This window comes from Streptomyces mirabilis, assembly GCF_039503195.1.
In the GTDB taxonomy this organism is placed as follows: Bacteria; Actinomycetota; Actinomycetes; order Streptomycetales; family Streptomycetaceae; genus Streptomyces; species Streptomyces mirabilis_D.
Genome location: NZ_JBCJKP010000001.1, coordinates 2,397,880 through 2,415,039, shown reverse-complemented (window position 1 = coordinate 2,415,039; position 17,160 = coordinate 2,397,880). Strand labels below are relative to the sequence as shown.

Genomic DNA, 17,160 nt, shown 5'->3' with positions numbered 1-17,160 from the left:
CGGGGCGGGGGTCACGGCGGACGTTCACCGTGGCGGCGATGGCGACGCTGACGGGTCTCGTCACGACGGGGGAGCCGGGTCTCGTCACCGAGGGGGAGCCGGGTCTCGGCTCGGCGGGGGACTCGGCTGCCGTACCCCGTTCCGGGGGAACCCGGGAGCCCGGTCGGCCACGGACGGCCTCCGAGCTGCGGGGCATGTGGCTGTCGACCGTCCTCAACCGCGACTGGCCCTCGCGAGCCGGCCTGTCCGTCGCCCGGCAGCGCGCCGAACTCCTCGCCCACCTCGACAGGGCGGTCGACCGCCGCCTGAACGCCGTGTTCTTCCAGGTCCGCCCCACGGCCGACGCGTTCTGGCCCTCGTCGTACGAGCCGTGGTCGCAGTACCTCACCGGCGTCCAGGGCAGGGACCCCGGCTGGGACCCGCTCGGCACGGCGGTGCGAGAGGCCCACGCGCGCGGCCTCGAACTGCACGCCTGGTTCAACCCGTACCGTGTCGCGAACCACCCCGACCCCGGCAGACTCGTGGCGACCCACCCGGCCCGCAAGCACCCGGACTGGGTCGTCCCCTATGGCGGCAGGCTCTACTACAACCCCGGGTTGCCCGAGGTCCGCTCCTTCGTCCAGGACGCGATGTTCGACGCGGTGCGGTCGTACGCGATCGACGCCGTGCACTGGGACGACTACTTCTACCCGTACCCGGCCGAGGGCCAGGTCTTCGACGACGACGCCGCGTACCGGACGCACGGCGCGGGCTTCGCGGACCGGGCCGCCTGGCGGCGCGACAACATCGACAGACTGGTGCGGGAGACGGCCACCCGCATCCCGCTGATCCGGCCCGGTACCCGCTTCGGGATCAGCCCGTTCGGGGTGTGGCGCAACAACGCGACCGACCCGCGGGGCTCGGACACCCGGGCCGCCGTGCAGACGTACGACGATCTGTACGCCGACACCAGGAAATGGGTCCGCGGGCGGTGGATCGACTACATCGTCCCGCAGGTCTACTGGAACCTCGGCTTCGCCGCCGCCGACTACGCGCGGCTCGTGCCCTGGTGGGCGGCGGTCTCACAGGGCACGGGCGTGAAGCTGTACATCGGCGAAGCGCTCTACAAGGCCGGTGACCCCGCGCAGCCCGCGGCCTGGCAGGACCCGGCCGAACTCTCCCGGCACCTCACCTTCGCGCGCGAACACACTCAAGTGCGCGGACACGTCTTCTTCTCCGCCAAGGAGGTCGACGGCGACCGCGTCGGAGCGATGGCGCGGGTCGTGTCCGACCACTACCAGCGGCCGGCGCGACCCGCGCGCTGAATCTCTGCCCGAATGTCTACAGCTGGTCCTCGTGCCCGAATGTCTACAGCCGGTCCTTGTGACGGATTTCCGAGTCGGGGCCCGGTGAGCAGATCGCCTCGTGCCCGTCCGCGAAGCGCACGCGGTACGGGGGCGTGCCCTCCGTTCCTATTACTTCGGTGATCTCCGCGACCTTGTCGTGCTGCCCGACAACCCTGCCGTGCTGCACGAGCTTGTCGCCCACGTCTGCATGCATCTGAAGGGTCTCCTCGTCATCTGCGGGAGTAACGGTCCTGGGGCTCAGCCCCGCGCTCGCTGGGTGAGCGCGATGCAGATCAGCACGGCCGCCGCCGTCAGCGGCGCGGCCGGTGTGAGCTGCTCGCCGAGGAGCAGTACCGACCACACCAGTGTGAGCAGCGGCTGCGCCAGCTGCAACTGGCTGGCTTTGGGAATTCCGATCGCCGCCATCCCGCGGTACCAGACGACCAGACCCAGGAACTGCGATCCGGCGGCCACCCACAGCAGCCCCGCCACACTGTGCGCCGACAGGTGGACCGGCTCGTACGACAGCGCCACCAGCGCGCCCGGCACCGACAGCGGCAGACACAGGACCAGCGCCCAGCCGATGACCTGCCACCCCGGCATGGTCCGGGCGAGCCGGCCGCCCTCGGTGTAGCCGGCCGCGCAGATCAGCAGCGCCCCGAAGAGATAGGCGTCCGCGCTGCTCAGCGCCCCACCGCTCTGCTGCACGGTGAACGCGATCACCGCGGCCGCGCCCGCGAGGGCGGCGCCCCAGAACATCCGTGAGGGGCGCGCGCCGGTCCGCAGCGCCGACAGCAGCGCGGTCGTCAGCGGCAGCAGCCCGACGACCACGGCCGCGTGGGCGGTGGTGGACGTCTGCAGCGCGAGCGTCGTCAGCAGGGGGAAGCCGAGGACGACACCGGCGGCCACGACGGCGAGCCCCGCCCAGTGCCGGCGGGCCGGTACGGGCACGCGCAGCGCCAGCAGACAGCCGCCCGCGATGACGGCGGCGAGAACGCTGCGCACGGCCACCAGCGACCAGGGGCCGAAGCCCTCCAGGCCCCAGGCGGTGGCGGGGAAGGTGAGGGAGAAGGCGGTGACGCCGAGCGCGGCCAGGAGGATGCCGGAACGGCGGTCCGCCGGGGGCCCCTGCTCGGGCGTCCTGGGCGTGCTGACCGCTATCCCGATCTGGTCAATAGCGCTACTCTGTGCTCTCATGCAAGAGCGTAGCAGTGTCGGAGATCTGGCGAATCAGCTGCGAAGTGAGCTGGACCGCTACTCGCCCGATGGAAAGCTGCCATCGAGCCGGGCACTCGTCGAGCGGTTCCGGGTGAGCCCGGTGACGGTGTCGCGGGCACTGGCTCAGCTCGCCGCCGAGGGGCTGGTGGTGACCCGGCCGGGCGCCGGCGCGTTCCGCGCGCACCCGCGTACGTCCGTCGTGCCCGCCGGGGACACCTCCTGGCAGGAGGTCACGCTGAGCGCGGACGCCGCGACGGAACTCGTCCCGCGCACGGTGGACGCCTCCGGGGTCCTCGCCTCGCTCGCCGCCCCACCGCCCGGCGTCGTCGAGTTCAACGGCGGCTATCTGCACCCCTCGCTCCAGCCCGAGCGGGCCATGGGGGCCGCCCTGTCGCGGGCGGGCCGGCGTCCCGGCGCCTGGTCGCGGCCACCGATGGAGGGGCTGACGGAGCTGCGCGAGTGGTTCGCGCGGGGGATCGGCGGTGCGATCACCGCCGCGGAGGTGCTCGTCACGGCGGGCGGCCAGTCCGCGCTGACCACCGCGCTCAAGGCACTCGCCCCGCCGGGGGCCCCGGTCCTGGTCGAGTCGCCCACGTACCCGGGCATGCTGGCGATCGCCCGCGCGGCGGGCCTCAGGCCGGTCCCCGTACCGGTCGACGCGGACGGGGTGAAGCCGGACCTGCTCGCCGACGCCTTCACGGCGACCGGCGCCCGGGTGTTCGTCTGCCAGCCGCTGTTCCAGAACCCGACCGGCGCCGTGCTCGCCCCCGAGCGGCGCGCGGAGGTGGTGCGGATCGCGCGCGAGGCGGGCGCCTTCGTCATCGAGGACGACTTCGTACGACGTCTGGTGCACGAGGACGCGGGGCCCCTGCCGCGTCCGCTGGCCGCCGAGGATCCCGACGGGGTCGTCGTGCACGTCTCCTCCCTGACCAAGGCGACCTCGCCGAGCTTCCGGGTCAGTGCGCTGGCCGCGCGCGGTCCGGTCCTCGAACGACTGCGTGCCATCCAGGTCGTGGACACCTTCTTCGTGCCGCGTCCCCTTCAGGAGGCCGCGCTCGAACTGGTCGGCTCGCCCGCCTGGCCCCGTCATCTGCGGGCCGTGTCCGCCGAGTTGAGGAACCGCCGCGACACGATGACGGCCGCGCTCCGGCTGGCGCTCCCCGAACTCGCCCTGCCCCACATCCCCTCCGGCGGCTACCACCTGTGGCTCCGCCTGCCCGACGGCACCGACGAGTCCGCCCTGGTCTTCGCGGCTCTCCGCGAGGGCGTGGCCGTCGCCCCCGGCCGCCCCTACTTCAGCGCGGAGCCCCCTGCCGGGCACCTCCGGTTGAGTTTCGCGGCGGTCGGGGGGACGGGGGAGATCACGGAGGGGGTACGACGGCTGAGGGCGGCGTGCGACGGGGTACTGCGGTGAGCGGCGCCGACGCGGACGCGTTCGGTCGGCTGATCCGCAACCGCCACCACCCCGAGCCCGGCGCCACCCCCACCCACTGGTTCAAGGGCCGCGGCATGGTGCACGGCATCCGGCCGCGCGAGGGCCGGAACGACGCGCAGCCGGCGCGGATCGGCGTCATGCCCCGCGGCCCGCAGGGCGCGGCGAAGATCCGCTGGTTCGGTTACGGCGGCTGCGGCATCGTCAAGTACGACCGCACCAGCGGCGCCCGTCGCGTCCACCGGGCCGGCGACGCCCGCCTGCGCGGCGAGGCCGTGTTCGTCCCCGCCGTCGGCGCCACCCGCGAGGACGACGGCTACCTGCTCACCGTCGTCTTCGACCTCAAACAGGACGCCTCCCAGCTCCAGGTCCCGGACGCCTCGGGCCTGGACCGGATCGCCACCGTCCACCTCCCGCGCCGGGCCACCGGCGGCATCCACGGCTCCTGGATCCCCGATACCGGCCTCGACACCTCCGCCGGCTGACCGCCAGTGGCCCCCAGGGGATCCCCCGGGGGCCCAGCCCCGCCCCCTCCCACGGGTCCGCTTCGGCAAGTGCACTCCGCCAAGCCTGCGTATACCTTGCGTAACGCCTATTGACCTGCGGAGTCCCGCACTCCACGATCTCCGCATGCATCTTCGGGTCACTTTCGTCGCCGCCGCTCGCAGCTCCTCGCTGCTGGCCGAACGCTTCGAGGACGACCGGCCGCTGGACCAGGCCGGCTGGGACGAGGTGCAGCGCGCCGCCCCGGAACTGGTACCACTGGCGGCGGCCGAGCTGCGCTACTGCTCACCGACCCCGCGCAGCCGTGCCACCGGCGACGCCCTCGGGTACGCGCCGCTGGCGCAACCCGCGCTGCGCGACTGCGACATGGGCCGCTGGCGCGGCTTCACGCTGGGTGAGGCGATGGCCCGCGAGCCGTCGGCGGTCGACGCCTGGCTCGCCGATCCGCGCTCCGCCCCGCACGGCGGCGAGTCCCTGACCTCCTTCATCTCCCGCGTCGGCGGCTGGCTCGGCACCCGCCCGGCGGACGACGGCAGCCGGATCGTCGCGGTGGCCGAACCCTCGGTGGTGCGGGCCGCGCTCGTCTACGCGCTCAAGGCCCAGCCCTCGACGTACTGGAACATCGACGTCCGCCCCCTGTCGACGATCACCCTCACCGGCGTCAACGGCCGCTGGAACCTGCGCCTGGAAGGCGTGCCGCAGCACGCCTAGGGCAGCCGTGTGTAGTCGGTCGTGAGGACGAGGTCCTTGGCGGGGCCGCCCACCCGCCACACCGTGCGCCAGTGGTTCTCGTCCCGCACCGTGAACTCGCCCCGGTAGAGGTCCGCCGCGCACGGGTGGTCGGCGACGCACCGGCCGGTGCTCAGGTCCAGGTCGTGGAAGGGGCGGCCGTCGGAGAACTGGACGAGGGCCGTCGCGGGGCTCGGCCCCGGCAGGAACCGCAGCGTCCGTTCGGCGGGCCGGGGCGTGCCCTGCCACACGAACGTGCCGGATTCCTGGTGCAGAAGTCCGTACGGCGCTCCCGGTTCCCCCAGCGGGCCGAAAACCGTCGTCCCCGTGAACCGCCCCTCCGCGCCGCTCGCGAGATCCCGCACCGAGCGCTCCACCCGCCAGCTCCCGCCCAGATGGGCGAGCACGTCCGTCACTGGCCAGAACTCGCCCATACCGTCCCGCTCTCCGTCCCATGCGATGCCGCGCGACCCATTGACGCGCTCTGACCCCCTCCCTATCTTGCCGTTCGAAGTACTGATCGTTGTCCGAAATCCCGAACAGCTCAAGGCCTCGAACAACTCAACACCACAGAGCCGCGGAGTATCCATGTCACGCACCCGCACCCGTTGGAGACTCGGACTCACGGCCACCGCACTCCTGGTGGCCTCAGCCGTCGTTCCCGGGCCCGCCCACGCCGCCGACGTCACCGACTACGCGATCACCGTCGACCCGAAGGGCTCGGGTGTGAAGATCGACGACACCATGTACGGCGTCTTCTTCGAGGACATCAACCGCGCCGCGGACGGCGGACTGTACGCGGAACTCGTCCAGAACCGGTCGTTCGAGTACAGCACCGCCGACAACAGGTCCTATACGCCGCTCACCTCCTGGGCCACCACGGGCACCACGACGACCCTGGACGACGGCGGGCGCCTCGACGCCCGCAACCGCACCTACCTCGCGCTCGGCGCCGGCTCGTCCGTCACCAACTCCGGTTACAACACCGGGATCAGGGTCGAGAGCGGCAAGACGTACGACTTCTCGGTCTGGGCCCGCGCGGACGCGAGGACGCCGCTCACCGTGACCCTGCACGACGCCGACGGCGCGCTCGCCGAGGCCCGGCAGGTCACCGCGCGCGGCGGCTGGGCCAAGTACCGGGCCAGGTTCACCGCCACCCGCGACAGCACCACCGGGCGCCTCACCGTCGCCGCCGACGCCCCCGTCGCGCTCGACATGATCTCGCTCATCCCGCGGGACACGTACAAGGGCCATGGCCTGCGCAAGGACCTCGCCGAGAAGATCGCCGCCCTGCATCCCGGCTTCGTGCGCTTCCCCGGCGGCTGCCTGGTCAACACCGGCAGCATGCAGGGCTACGACGAGGCCTCGGGCTATCAGCGCCGGCGCTCGTACCAGTGGAAGGACACCATCGGCCCGGTCGAGCAGCGCGCCACCAACTCCAACTTCTGGGGCTACAACCAGAGTTACGGGCTCGGCTACTACGAGTACTTCCAGTTCGCCGAGGACATCGGCGCCATGCCGCTGCCCGTGGTGCCCGCGCTCGTCACCGGCTGCGGCCAGAACCAGGCCACCGACGACGACGCGCTCCTCAAGCGCCACGTCCAGGACACCCTCGATCTCATCGAGTTCGCCAACGGGCCGGTGACCAGCGAATGGGGCAGGAAGCGGGCAGCGATGGGCCACCCCAAGCCCTTCCACCTCACGCACCTCGAAGTCGGCAACGAGGAGAACCTTCCCGACGAGTTCTTCGCCCGCTTCAAGCAGTTCCGCGCCGCCGTCCAGGCCAAGTACCCGAACATCAAGGTGATCTCGAACGCCGGACCCGACGACTCCGGCACCACCTTCGACACCGCCTGGAAGCTCAACAAGGAAGCGAACGTCGACATGGTCGACGAGCACTACTACAACAGCACCCAGTGGTTCCTGCAGAACAACGACCGCTACGACTCCTACGACAGGAACGGTCCCAAGGTCTTTCTCGGCGAGTACGCCTCCGGTGGCAACACCTTCAAGAACGCCCTCGCCGAGGCCGCGTACATGACCGGTCTGGAGCGCAACGCGGACGTCGTCAAGCTCGCCTCGTACGCCCCGCTGCTCGCCAACGAGGACTACGTGCAGTGGCGGCCCGACATGATCTGGTTCAACAACCACGCCTCGTGGGGTTCGGCCGACTACGAGGTGCAGAAGCTGTTCATGAACAACGTCGGCGACCGGGTGGTGCCGTCGACGGCCACCACCACGCCCTCGCTGGGCGCGCCCATCTCCGGCGCCGTCGGCCTGTCGACCTGGGCGACCACGGCGGCGTACGACGATGTGTTGGTGACCGGCGCCGACGGCACCACGCTGCTCAGCGACGACTTCAGCGGTGACGCCTCCCGGTGGACCCACACGGGCGGCGGGAGCTGGAGCCTTCAGGACGGCCAGTACGTGCAGACCGACGTGGGCGCCGAGAACACCATGGTGTCGGCGGGCGACCCGGCCTGGCACGACTACGACCTGCACGTGAAGGCCACCAAGAAGTCCGGCAAGGAGGGCTTCCTCGTCGCCTTCGGCGTCAAGGACACCGGCAACTACTACTGGTGGAACCTCGGCGGCTGGAACAACACCACGACCGCGGTCGAACAGGCCGTGGACGGCGGCAAGTCGACCCTGATGTCCAAGCCCGGCACGATCGAGACGGGCAAGGCGTACGACGTCCACATCAAGGTCCGCGGCCGGCAGGTGACCCTCTACCTGGACGGCCAGGAGTGGGGGAGCTTCAAGGACGACAAGCCCGCGGAGCCGTTCCGTCAGATCGTCACGCGGGACGCGAGGACCGGCGACCTGATCGTCAAGGTCGTCAACGCGCAGGCGGCGGACGCCCGTACCGCGATCGACCTGGGCGGGGCGAAGGCGGGCCGCAAGGCCGCCGTCACCACCCTCCAGGCGGCGCCGGAGGCGGTGAACTCGGAGGCGGTGAGCGCGGTCGCCCCCGTGAAGTCCACCTTCGACGGCGTCGCCGACAAGTTCACCTACACCTTCCCGGCGAACTCCGTGACCTTCCTGCGGATCAGGCAGCGGTAGCCGGAGGCGTGGGCTGCTGCCCGGCGGGCAGCAGCCCACGCTCGGCGAAGACCTTCTTCGCGACCAGGCTCGCGTTCATCGCCTTCGGTATGCCGCAGTAGACGGCCGAGTGCAGCAGCGACTCCACGATCTCGTCCGGCGAAAGACCCACGTTCAGGGCCGCGTTGACGTGCACCTCCAACTGGGTCTCACAGCCGCCGAGCGCGGTGAGCATGCCCAGCGTCACCAACTGGCGGTCGCGCGGGGCGAGTCCGGGCCGGTCGTAGATGTCGCCGAAGGCCCAGGAGACGATCTGGTGGCCGAGTTCGGGATTGATGTCGCCGAGCGCGTCGACGACGCGCTGTCCGGCCTCGCCGTCGACGCGCTTGAGGACCTCCAGGCCGTGCTCGAAGCGCTCCTCGCGAGTGGTGGCGGTGTTCGTGAGCGTCATGGGAGTTCGTCCGATCCCGGCTGGTCGAGCAGCCGTTCGTAGTGGTCGATCTTGTCGTCGAGGGAGGCCGCGTTGCGGCGCAGCGCCCGGATGCGGTCCGCGAGGTCGGCGCGGTGCTCCCGGAGCATCGCGAGCCGGTCGGGAACCGTGGCGTCGCCGCGCGCCCGCAACTCGGCGAACCGCTGCATGTCCGCGATCGACATGCCCGTCTCGCGCAGCCGGATGAGGAACTCCAGCCAGGCCAGGTCGGCCGCCTCGTAGCGCCGCTGGTTCCCGGTGGTCCGGCCGACCCGTTGGATCAGGCCGGCCTTCTCGTAGTACCGCAGCGTGTCGTGCGAGAGTCCGGTGCGCTCGACGACCTGGGCGATCGTGAGCGTCGGCCCCTGGGGGAGGGGCTGTTCGCTGGCCATGGAGAAACCGTAGAACCTGGAGTGTGCTCCAGGTCAAGCTTCATCTGCCGGGCCCTTCCGGTCTTCATCTGCCGGGCCATCCTGGCGAGGGGCCGACGGCGTTTCGGCCCAGGTCAGGAACGACCGCGGGGCTTGCCCCGCTTGGCGCCGCCCTTGGCGCCTCCGGAACCGCCGCCGCGGGGGTTCCGGCCGGTCGTCGACTTGCCGGACGACTTGCCCGCGGCGGGCTTGCGCCGTGCGCCGCCGCCCGTCTCGGGACGCTTGGCCTTCGTCTTGGCCGCGGGCGCCGCCGGGGCCTGGGCGCGTCCCCGTGAGCTGTTGACGGTCCGGCCGCGGACGATCCCGATGAAGTCCTCGACCAGATCGGTGGTCGCGTCCTGTGGCCAGGACAGCGCGACGCGTGATTCCGGGGCGTCCGTGACCGGCCGGTAGGTGAGGTCCTTGCGGTGGTGCAGGCGGGCGAGGGACTGGGGGACGACGAGGAGCCCGATGCCCGCCGCCACGAGTTCGACGGCGTCCGCCGTGGTGGCGGGGCGCTCGAACGCGGGCTGCCCCGGCGGACGCTCCCAGCCGAGCGTGTCGTCGAGGGGGTGCAGCACGATCTCGTCGGCCAGATCCTCGGAGGTCACCTCGTCGACCGCCGCCACGATGTGGTCCTTGGGGACCACGACCACCGTCGTCTCGGTGTAGAGGGGGATCGCGCTGAGGTCCTCCCGGTCGACCGGCAGCCGCACGAATCCGGCGTCGGCGCCGCGGCCCCGCAGCACGTCGAACGCCTCGTCGGTGGAGACGGCGACGAGGGTGAGGGGGATGTCGGGCAGCCGCTCGTTCCAGATCCGCACCCACTTCGTGGGCGTCACTCCCGGGACATAGGCGAGCCGGAACGAAGGGGGTACTTCCGAGCCTGTCACCTCGCCAGGCTATCGGTCGTGGTCGGAGGTCGCGCACACGCTCGATACCCTTGACGCATGACGTCGCACCAGACCACCCAGACCATGAAGCCCGCCACCGCGGCGAAGAAGCTGGGTGTGTACCTCGAGGCCACCCCCGCCGAGTTCCAGGAGGGCGTCGTCTCGCGCGCCGAGCTGACCGCCCTGCAGGCCGATCCGCCCGCGTGGCTCCAGGAGCTGTGGCGCAACGGCCCGCACCCCCGGCCCGTGGTCGCCGCGCGGCTCGGCATCTCCATCGCCGGGCTCGCCCGCGGTGGGGTCACCGAGGCCCTCACCACGGAGCAGATCGACGCCCTGAAGCAGGAGGACCCGGGATGGCTGCGCCGGGAGCGCGCCACCCGGGCCGAGGTCCGCAAGGAAGAGGTCCGCATCAAGGAGAAGCGCGCGGAGCAGCACGCCGAGCGGAGCACGGAGCGCGCCGCCCAGCCCCGCACCTCCCGCCCCTGACCTGTACCTCGCGCCCCTGACCCGGCCCTCCCGCCCCTGACCCCACCCCACGCGCGTCCGCCGTCGGCGCCCTGCGGTCGCGGTGGCCGCGCCGACCGTGCCGTCGCGGCTGCGCGTCAGGACCGGCCGAGGACGCAGAACTCGTGTCCCTCCGGGTCGGCCAGGCACGTCCACGGGACGTCGCCCTGGCCGAGGTCGAGGTCGGTGGCGCCGAGGCCCCGCAGCCGGGCCACCTCCGCTGCTTTGTCGTCACCGGGGTAGGGCAGCAGGTCGAGATGGACGCGGTCCGGCACGGTCTTCACGCCGGGCTTGCGGAGGAACTCGAGATAGGGGCCGACCCCCTTGGCGGAGCGCAACACCGCGTGATCGTCGGTCACCTCGTGCAGGGTCCAGTCCGTCGCCTCACCCCAGAACCGGGCCATGGCCCGCGGATCCGCGCAGTCGACCACCACCGCGGCGATCGGCCCGGTGTCCCGGTAGATCTCCCGGGGCTCCAGCACGCAGAACTCGTTGCCCTCCGGGTCGGCGAGGACCGTCCACGGCACGTCGCCCTGGCCCACGTCGGCGGGCGTCGCACCGAGAGCCCGGAGGCGCGCGACCAACTCCGCCTGATGGGTCGCGGAAGTGGTGGCGAGATCGAGGTGCACACGGTTCTTCGTCGTTGTCCTGGGTTCCGGGACGGTGACGACGTCGATGCAGACGGCGACGGGGTCCGGCCAGACGAAGCCGCCGCCGGGTTCGACGTTGGTCACGCCGGGCCCCTCGCTGGACACACCCCAGCCGAGCGCCTCCGCCCAGAACCGGCCGACCGCCGAGTCGTCAAGAGCCTTTATGTTCACCTGAACAGGTCGCAGTGCCATGACGGCGATCCTATACGGGCAGATTGCATAAACGTGCAGCGAAACGTATAGTCATGCCATCTAGGAGGAGGGTTCCATGGTGGTACGCGCAGCAGTGGCGGGAGCGAGTGGGTACGCGGGCGGCGAAGCCCTGCGTCTGCTCCTGGCGCACCCCGAGGTCGAGATCGGCGCCCTGACCGGCAACTCCAACGCGGGTCAGCGCCTCGGCGCACTGCAGCCGCACCTGCTGCCGCTGGCCGACCGAGTCCTCCAGGAGACCACCCCGGACGTCCTCGCCGGCCACGACGTCGTCTTCCTCGCGCTGCCCCACGGGCAGTCCGCCGCCGTCGCCGAGCAGCTCGGCCCCGACGTCCTCGTCGTCGACATGGGCGCCGACTTCCGGCTCGAGGACCCGGCGGACTGGGAGAAGTTCTACGGCTCCGCGCACGCCGGCACCTGGCCCTACGGCCTTCCCGAACTGCCGGGCGCCCGCGCCGCGCTGGAGGGGTCCAAGCGCATCGCGGTGCCCGGTTGCTACCCGACGGCCGTCTCCCTCGCCCTCTTCCCGGCGTACGCGGCCGCACTCGCCGAACCCGAGGCCGTGATCGTCGCCGCGTCCGGGACCTCCGGCGCGGGCAAGGCGGCCAAGCCCCATCTGCTCGGCAGCGAGGTCATGGGCTCCATGTCCCCGTACGGAGTCGGCGGCGTCCACCGGCACACCCCCGAGATGATCCAGAACCTCGGTGCGGCGGCGGGGGAGCCCGTCGCCGTCTCCTTCACACCCACCCTCGCGCCGATGCCCCGGGGCATCCTCGCCACGTGCAGCGCGAAGGCGCGTGACGGGGTCACCGGTGAGTCCCTGCGCGCCGCGTACGAGAAGGCGTTCGCCGACGAACCCTTCGTCCACCTGCTGCCCGAGGGGCAGTGGCCCGCCACCGCGTCCGTCTACGGTTCCAACGCCGTTCAGGTCCAGGTCGCGTACGACGAAGCGACGCACCGCATCATCGCGATCAGCGCCATCGACAACCTGACCAAGGGCACGGCCGGCGGGGCCGTGCAGAGCATGAACATCGCCCTCGGGCTTCCCGAGGAAACGGGTCTTTCCACGATCGGAGTCGCACCGTGAGCGTCACCGCTGCCCAGGGCTTCACCGCCTCCGGCATCGCAGCAGGCATCAAGGAGAACGGCAACCCGGACCTGGCCCTCGTGGTCAACAACGGGCCCCGCCTCGCCGCCGCGGGCGTCTTCACCTCCAACCGCGTGAAGGCCGCGCCGGTCCTCTGGTCCGAGCAGGTCCTCAAGGGCGGTCAGGTCTCCGCCGTGATCCTCAACTCCGGCGGTGCCAACGCCTGCACGGGCCCCAAGGGCTTCCAGGACACGCACGCGACCGCCGAGAAGGTCGCCGAGGTCCTCGACGTCAACGCCGGCGAGGTCGCCGTCGCGTCGACCGGGCTCATCGGCGTACTCCTGCCGATGGACAAGTTGCTGCCCGGGGTCGAGTCGGCCGCCGCCCAGCTCTCCGCGCACGGCGGCGAGAAGGCCGCCATCGCCATCAAGACCACCGACACCGTGCACAAGACGTCGGTGCACTCGGGCGACGGCTGGAGCGTCGGTGGCATGGCCAAGGGCGCGGGCATGCTCGCCCCCGGCCTCGCCACCATGCTCGTCGTGCTGACGACGGACGCGGACCTCGACTCCGAGACCCTCGACAGGGCGCTGCGCGCCGCCACCCGCACCACCTTCGACCGCGTCGACTCCGACGGCTGCATGTCGACCAACGACACCGTGCTGCTGCTCGCCTCCGGAGCCAGTGCGGTCACCCCGCAGTACGCGGAGTTCGCCGAGGCCGTACGCGCGGTCTGCGACGATCTCGGGCAGCAGCTCATCCGGGACGCCGAGGGCGCCGGCAAGGACATCAAGATCGAGGTCGTGAACGCCGCGAGCGAGGACGACGCCGTCGAGGTGGGCCGCTCCATCGCCCGCAACAACCTCCTCAAGTGCGCGATCCACGGCGAGGACCCCAACTGGGGACGCGTGCTGTCCGCGATCGGCACGACCGGCGCCGCCTTCGAGCCCGACCAGCTCAACGTCGCCATCAACGGCGTCTGGGTCTGCAAGAACGGTGGCGTCGGCGAGGACCGCGAGCTCGTCGACATGCGCTACCGCGAGGTCCACATCGTCGCCGACCTCGCCGCGGGCTCCGAGACCGCCACGATCTGGACCAACGACCTCACCGCGGACTACGTCCACGAGAACAGCGCCTACTCCTCATGACCAACGTGACGCGGAAACACACCGCACTGCCCAAGGCCCGGATCCTCATCGAGGCGCTGCCGTGGCTGACCCGCCACAACGGCAAGACGGTCGTCATCAAGTTCGGCGGAAACGCCATGGTGAACGAGGAGCTGAAGGCCGCCTTCGCCCAGGACGTGGTGTTCCTGCGACAGGCAGGACTCAAGCCCGTCGTCGTGCACGGCGGCGGCCCGCAGATCAGCGCCGCCCTCGACCGGCACGGCATCGTCAGCGAGTTCAAGGCGGGCCTGCGCGTCACCACCGAGGACGCCATGGACGTCGTACGCATGGTCCTGGCCGGTCAGGTGCAGCGCGAGCTGGTCGGACTGCTCAACCAGCACGGGCCGCTCGCCGTCGGCATGACCGGCGAGGACGCGCACACCATCACCGCCACCAAGCACCAGCCCGAGATCGACGGGGAGTTGGTCGACATCGGGCGGGTGGGCGAGATCACCGCGATCGACACGGGCGCGATCGAGGCACTGCTCGCCGACGGCCGGATCCCGGTCGTCTCCTCGATCGCCCGGAGCCAGGACGACGGACATGTCTACAACGTCAATGCTGATACGGCGGCTGCGGCTCTCGCTGCGGCACTGGGCGCCGAAACCCTCATGGTCCTCACGGACGTCGAGGGCCTCTACGAGGACTGGCCCGACAGCGACGAGGTGATCAGCCGCCTGACCGCCTCCGAACTGGAGAAGCTGCTGCCGGAGCTGGCCAGCGGCATGGTGCCGAAGATGGAGGGCTGCCTGCACGCCGTGCGCAACGGCGTCACCACCGCCCGCGTCATCGACGGCCGGGTCCAGCACTCGATCCTGCTGGAGATCTTCACCGACGAGGGGATCGGCACGATGGTCGTGCCGGACGCACGGCCCGATGAGCAGGGGGACGCCGAATGACCGGGACCAACGCGGAGCTCACCCAGCGGTGGCAGGGCGCGCTCATGGACAACTACGGCACCCCGCGGCTGCCGCTCGTCCGTGGTGAGGGCACCAAACTGTGGGACGCCGACGGCAAGGAGTACCTCGACTTCGTCGGCGGTATCGCCGTCAACGCGCTCGGCCACGCCCACCCGGCGATCGTCGAGGCCGTGAGCCGGCAGATCGCCTCCCTCGGCCATGTCTCCAACCTGTTCGTCGCCGAGCCGCCCGTCGCGCTCGCCGAACGGCTGCTCCAGCTCTTCGGGCGCGAGGGCCGGGTCTACTTCTGCAACTCGGGCGCCGAGGCCAACGAGGGCGCCTTCAAGATCGGCCGACTCACCGGCCGGGGCCACATGGTGGCCACCCACGGCGGGTTCCACGGCCGCACCATGGGCGCCCTCGCGCTCACCGGCCAGCCCGGGAAGCAGGAGCCGTTCCTGCCGCTGCCCGGTGACGTCACACACGTGCCCTACGGTGACGCGCAGGCGCTGGCCGCGGCCGTCACCGAGGACACCGCCCTGGTGATCATCGAGCCGATCCAAGGCGAGAACGGCGTGGTCGTACCCCCGCCCGGCTACCTCAAGGCCGCCCGCGCGATCACCGCCGCCACCGGCAGCCTCCTCGTCCTCGACGAGGTGCAGACCGGCATCGGCCGCACCGGACCCTGGTTCGCCTACCAGGACCACGAAGGTGTCCTGCCGGACGTCGTCACCCTCGCGAAGGGCCTCGGCGGCGGACTGCCGCTCGGCGCGACCGTCGCCTTCGGCCGGGCCGCCGAGCTGCTGAAGCCGGGCCACCACGGTTCGACCTTCGGCGGCAACCCGGTCGTCTGCGCCGCAGGACTCGCCGTCCTCGACACGATCGCGTCCGAGGGGCTCCTGGAGAACGTGAAGGCCGCGAGCGAGAAACTGCGGGGCGGAATCGAGTCACTCGGCAACCCGTTGATCGACCATGTCCGGGGTGCGGGCCTGCTCCTGGGTATCGTGCTCACCGAGCCGCTCGCGCCCCAGGCGCAGCAGGCGGCTCAGGACGCCGGTCTCCTGGTCAACGCGCCCGCCCCCGATGTCGTACGGCTGATGCCCCCGCTGAACCTGAGCGACGACGAGGTGGACGCGTTCCTCCAGGCACTTCCCGGTGTCCTCGACGCTGTAGCCAACGGGGACGGACGAGCCAAAGAATGAGACGACGACGATGAGCCAGGCGCAGGATCACGAGCACGTCGGGCCTGCCGTGCCGCAGACCCGCACCGCACGCCACCGCCGGATCGTGGACATCCTCAACCGGCAACCGGTGCGATCCCAGAGCCAGTTGGCGAAGCTCCTCGCCGACGACGGGCTGAGCGTCACGCAGGCGACGCTCTCCCGGGACCTGGACGAGCTGAACGCGGTGAAGATCCGCAACAACGACGGCGACCTCATCTACGCGGTGCCGAGCGAGGGCGGTTTCCGCACCCCGCGCGCGCCGCTGGGGGAGTCGGCGAAGGAGGAGCGGATGCGGCGGCTCTCGTCGGAGCTGCTGATCTCCGCGGAGGCGTCCGCGAACCTCGTGGTTCTCCGTACCCCGCCGGGGGCGGCGCAGTTTCTCGCCTCCGCCATCGACCAGGCCGAGCTGCAGGACATTCTCGGGACGATCGCGGGTGACGACACATTGCTGTTGATCAGCCGGAATCCCACCGGCGGTCAGGCGCTGGCCGATCACCTGTTGCGGTTGGCTCAGAACAATCATTGAGCTGTACGACGGTGGGGGCACACCCTGGGTCGGGGTGCGCCCCCGTGGTCTTTTTCGGGTGCGGTGTGCGTGTGGTTGCTCGCGCAGTTGCCCGCGCCCCTGAAAACGGGCACTCACCCCAGGCGCTGTGCGAGGCCCCCCGTGCACCGCACCTCGTCTCCCGCCGTGATCAGGAGGGCCTCGATGCCGGGGAGGGACTCCAGCCAGGTCAGGCCCTCTCGGGAGCCCATCGCGAAGGCCGCTGTCGCCCAGGCGTCCACCCAGGTCAGGCGGGGGCCCACCACGGTCACGGCGACCAGGTCGGTGACCGCGGAGCGGCCGGTGCGGGGGTCGACGATGTGCGCGCCGCGCTCGGCGGTGCCGGAGGTGGCCACCGACAGTTCGTCGACTCCGGCCGCGGAGACCACGGCCGCGAGTGAACCGGGACGCAGCGGGTCCGAGACACCGACCCGCCACGGGCGGTGCGTGCCGGGCGCGCCGAGCAGCTGGACGTCGCCGCCACCGTTCACGCTGACTCCGGTCGCGCCGGCCGCCGCGAGGTGGCGGGCCACGCGCTCGGTCGACCAGCCCTTCACGATCCCCGTCGGGTCGAGCCGGCCCTCGTACGTCGAGCTGAACCAGCCGTCGCTGACCCGCTCCGCCTCGGCACACAGGTCGAGCACCTCGGCGACCTCCGGGTCGCACTCCTCGACCGTCAGCTCCCCGCGCGCGAGGCGCGAGATCTGGCTGTCCTCCCGATAGGTGCTGAACACCTCGTCCACCCGGTGGAGTTGGGCGACCGCCTCCTCCAACGCGGTCCGCACGGCCTCGGGTTCGCCGCCCCGCACGTCGAAGGAGAAGACGGTGCCCATGACCTCTTCCGCGTGCCGCAGG

The 17,160-nt window shown here is 71.4% G+C and carries 19 protein-coding genes; 11 read left to right on the top strand and 8 right to left on the bottom strand.

The features are described from left to right. Nucleotides 1–38: 38 nt before the first annotated feature. A complete protein-coding gene (locus AAFF41_RS11635; RefSeq protein ID WP_319745299.1) occupies nucleotides 39–1,304 on the top strand; it encodes a glycoside hydrolase family 10-like protein in 1,266 nt (421 codons plus the stop codon). A 43-nt stretch (nucleotides 1,305–1,347) separates the two neighbouring features. Here the strand turns inward: AAFF41_RS11635 and AAFF41_RS11630 are convergent, their stop codons facing one another. Both AAFF41_RS11630 and AAFF41_RS11625 read right to left on the bottom strand, forming a co-directional pair. Then, nucleotides 1,348–1,539, bottom strand: coding sequence for a DUF1918 domain-containing protein (locus AAFF41_RS11630; protein WP_319744969.1), 192 nt, complete (start codon nucleotides 1,537–1,539; stop codon nucleotides 1,348–1,350). 44 nt (nucleotides 1,540–1,583) lie between these two features. Then, on the bottom strand, nucleotides 1,584–2,522 hold the full coding sequence (locus tag AAFF41_RS11625) for a DMT family transporter (RefSeq protein WP_319744971.1): 939 nt from the start codon (nucleotides 2,520–2,522) through the stop codon (nucleotides 1,584–1,586). Here AAFF41_RS11625 and AAFF41_RS11620 point away from each other — a divergent pair. The 3 genes from AAFF41_RS11620 to AAFF41_RS11610 all read left to right on the top strand — a co-directional run bounded on the left by AAFF41_RS11620 (nucleotide 2,521) and on the right by AAFF41_RS11610 (nucleotide 5,190). Then, on the top strand, nucleotides 2,521–3,957 hold the full coding sequence (locus AAFF41_RS11620) for an aminotransferase-like domain-containing protein (protein ID WP_343323925.1): 1,437 nt from the start codon (nucleotides 2,521–2,523) through the stop codon (nucleotides 3,955–3,957). The genes AAFF41_RS11625 and AAFF41_RS11620 overlap by 2 nt on opposite strands. Then, entirely contained in the window at nucleotides 3,954–4,460 is a 507-nt protein-coding gene (locus AAFF41_RS11615; RefSeq protein WP_343323924.1) for a carotenoid oxygenase family protein, read from the top strand. Before AAFF41_RS11620 ends, AAFF41_RS11615 begins: the two co-directional genes overlap by 4 nt. A 145-nt stretch (nucleotides 4,461–4,605) precedes the next feature. Next, on the top strand, nucleotides 4,606–5,190 hold the full coding sequence (locus AAFF41_RS11610) for a histidine phosphatase family protein (RefSeq protein ID WP_319744977.1): 585 nt from the start codon (nucleotides 4,606–4,608) through the stop codon (nucleotides 5,188–5,190). Here the strand turns inward: AAFF41_RS11610 and AAFF41_RS11605 are convergent. After that, complete coding sequence (locus AAFF41_RS11605; protein WP_319744979.1) at nucleotides 5,187–5,642, bottom strand: DUF6314 family protein; 456 nt, start codon at nucleotides 5,640–5,642, stop codon at nucleotides 5,187–5,189. The two genes, AAFF41_RS11610 and AAFF41_RS11605, sit on opposite strands and share 4 nt — an antisense overlap. A 154-nt stretch (nucleotides 5,643–5,796) precedes the next feature. Here AAFF41_RS11605 and AAFF41_RS11600 point away from each other — a divergent pair, with 154 nt between their 5' ends. Beyond that, complete coding sequence (locus tag AAFF41_RS11600) at nucleotides 5,797–8,271, top strand: alpha-L-arabinofuranosidase C-terminal domain-containing protein (protein WP_343323923.1); 2,475 nt, start codon at nucleotides 5,797–5,799, stop codon at nucleotides 8,269–8,271. Here the strand turns inward: AAFF41_RS11600 and AAFF41_RS11595 are convergent. The 3 genes from AAFF41_RS11595 to AAFF41_RS11585 all read right to left on the bottom strand — a co-directional run bounded on the left by AAFF41_RS11595 (nucleotide 8,258) and on the right by AAFF41_RS11585 (nucleotide 10,022). Beyond that, nucleotides 8,258–8,701 carry a carboxymuconolactone decarboxylase family protein gene (locus AAFF41_RS11595; RefSeq protein ID WP_054230645.1) on the bottom strand — a complete coding sequence of 148 codons (444 nt, stop codon included), beginning with the start codon at nucleotides 8,699–8,701 and terminating at the stop codon, nucleotides 8,258–8,260. The genes AAFF41_RS11600 and AAFF41_RS11595 overlap by 14 nt on opposite strands. Then, nucleotides 8,698–9,111 carry a MerR family transcriptional regulator gene (locus AAFF41_RS11590; RefSeq protein WP_319744983.1) on the bottom strand — a complete coding sequence of 138 codons (414 nt, stop codon included), beginning with the start codon at nucleotides 9,109–9,111 and terminating at the stop codon, nucleotides 8,698–8,700. The genes AAFF41_RS11595 and AAFF41_RS11590 overlap by 4 nt, the downstream gene beginning before the upstream one ends. Nucleotides 9,112–9,224: 113 nt before the next feature. Next, complete coding sequence (locus tag AAFF41_RS11585; protein ID WP_319744985.1) at nucleotides 9,225–10,022, bottom strand: LysR family substrate-binding domain-containing protein; 798 nt, start codon at nucleotides 10,020–10,022, stop codon at nucleotides 9,225–9,227. Between the two features lie 57 nt (nucleotides 10,023–10,079). Between AAFF41_RS11585 and AAFF41_RS11580 the strand changes: the two genes are divergently transcribed. After that, nucleotides 10,080–10,508, top strand: coding sequence for a DUF5997 family protein (locus AAFF41_RS11580; protein WP_343323922.1), 429 nt, complete (start codon nucleotides 10,080–10,082; stop codon nucleotides 10,506–10,508). Between the two features lie 116 nt (nucleotides 10,509–10,624). On the opposite strand, the gene AAFF41_RS11575 is transcribed toward AAFF41_RS11580, so the two are convergent. Next, a complete protein-coding gene (locus AAFF41_RS11575) occupies nucleotides 10,625–11,368 on the bottom strand; it encodes a VOC family protein (RefSeq protein ID WP_319744990.1) in 744 nt (247 codons plus the stop codon). Nucleotides 11,369–11,444: 76 nt separating this feature from the next. Here AAFF41_RS11575 and argC point away from each other — a divergent pair, with 76 nt between their 5' ends. Genes argC through AAFF41_RS11550 form a run of 5 tightly spaced genes read left to right on the top strand, consistent with a single transcriptional unit; the run spans nucleotide 11,445 to nucleotide 16,287 of the window. Next, entirely contained in the window at nucleotides 11,445–12,473 is a 1,029-nt protein-coding gene (argC, locus tag AAFF41_RS11570) for an N-acetyl-gamma-glutamyl-phosphate reductase (RefSeq protein WP_343323921.1), read from the top strand. Then, nucleotides 12,470–13,621, top strand: a complete 1,152-nt coding sequence (gene argJ / locus AAFF41_RS11565; RefSeq protein ID WP_319744994.1) for a bifunctional glutamate N-acetyltransferase/amino-acid acetyltransferase ArgJ — start codon at nucleotides 12,470–12,472, stop codon at nucleotides 13,619–13,621. The genes argC and argJ overlap by 4 nt, the downstream gene beginning before the upstream one ends. Continuing rightward, nucleotides 13,618–14,538 carry an acetylglutamate kinase gene (gene argB, locus AAFF41_RS11560; RefSeq protein WP_054230638.1) on the top strand — a complete coding sequence of 307 codons (921 nt, stop codon included), beginning with the start codon at nucleotides 13,618–13,620 and terminating at the stop codon, nucleotides 14,536–14,538. Before argJ ends, argB begins: the two co-directional genes overlap by 4 nt. Then, entirely contained in the window at nucleotides 14,535–15,740 is a 1,206-nt protein-coding gene (locus AAFF41_RS11555) for an acetylornithine transaminase (protein WP_319744996.1), read from the top strand. Before argB ends, AAFF41_RS11555 begins: the two co-directional genes overlap by 4 nt. A 10-nt stretch (nucleotides 15,741–15,750) precedes the next feature. Next, complete coding sequence (locus AAFF41_RS11550; protein ID WP_054230636.1) at nucleotides 15,751–16,287, top strand: arginine repressor; 537 nt, start codon at nucleotides 15,751–15,753, stop codon at nucleotides 16,285–16,287. A gap of 113 nt (nucleotides 16,288–16,400) precedes the next feature. On the opposite strand, the gene AAFF41_RS11545 is transcribed toward AAFF41_RS11550, so the two are convergent. Beyond that, the gene (locus AAFF41_RS11545; RefSeq protein ID WP_319745301.1) at nucleotides 16,401–17,138 is read right to left on the bottom strand and encodes an FAD:protein FMN transferase; all 738 of its coding nucleotides are present in this window, start codon (nucleotides 17,136–17,138) and stop codon (nucleotides 16,401–16,403) included. Nucleotides 17,139–17,160 lie beyond the last annotated feature (22 nt).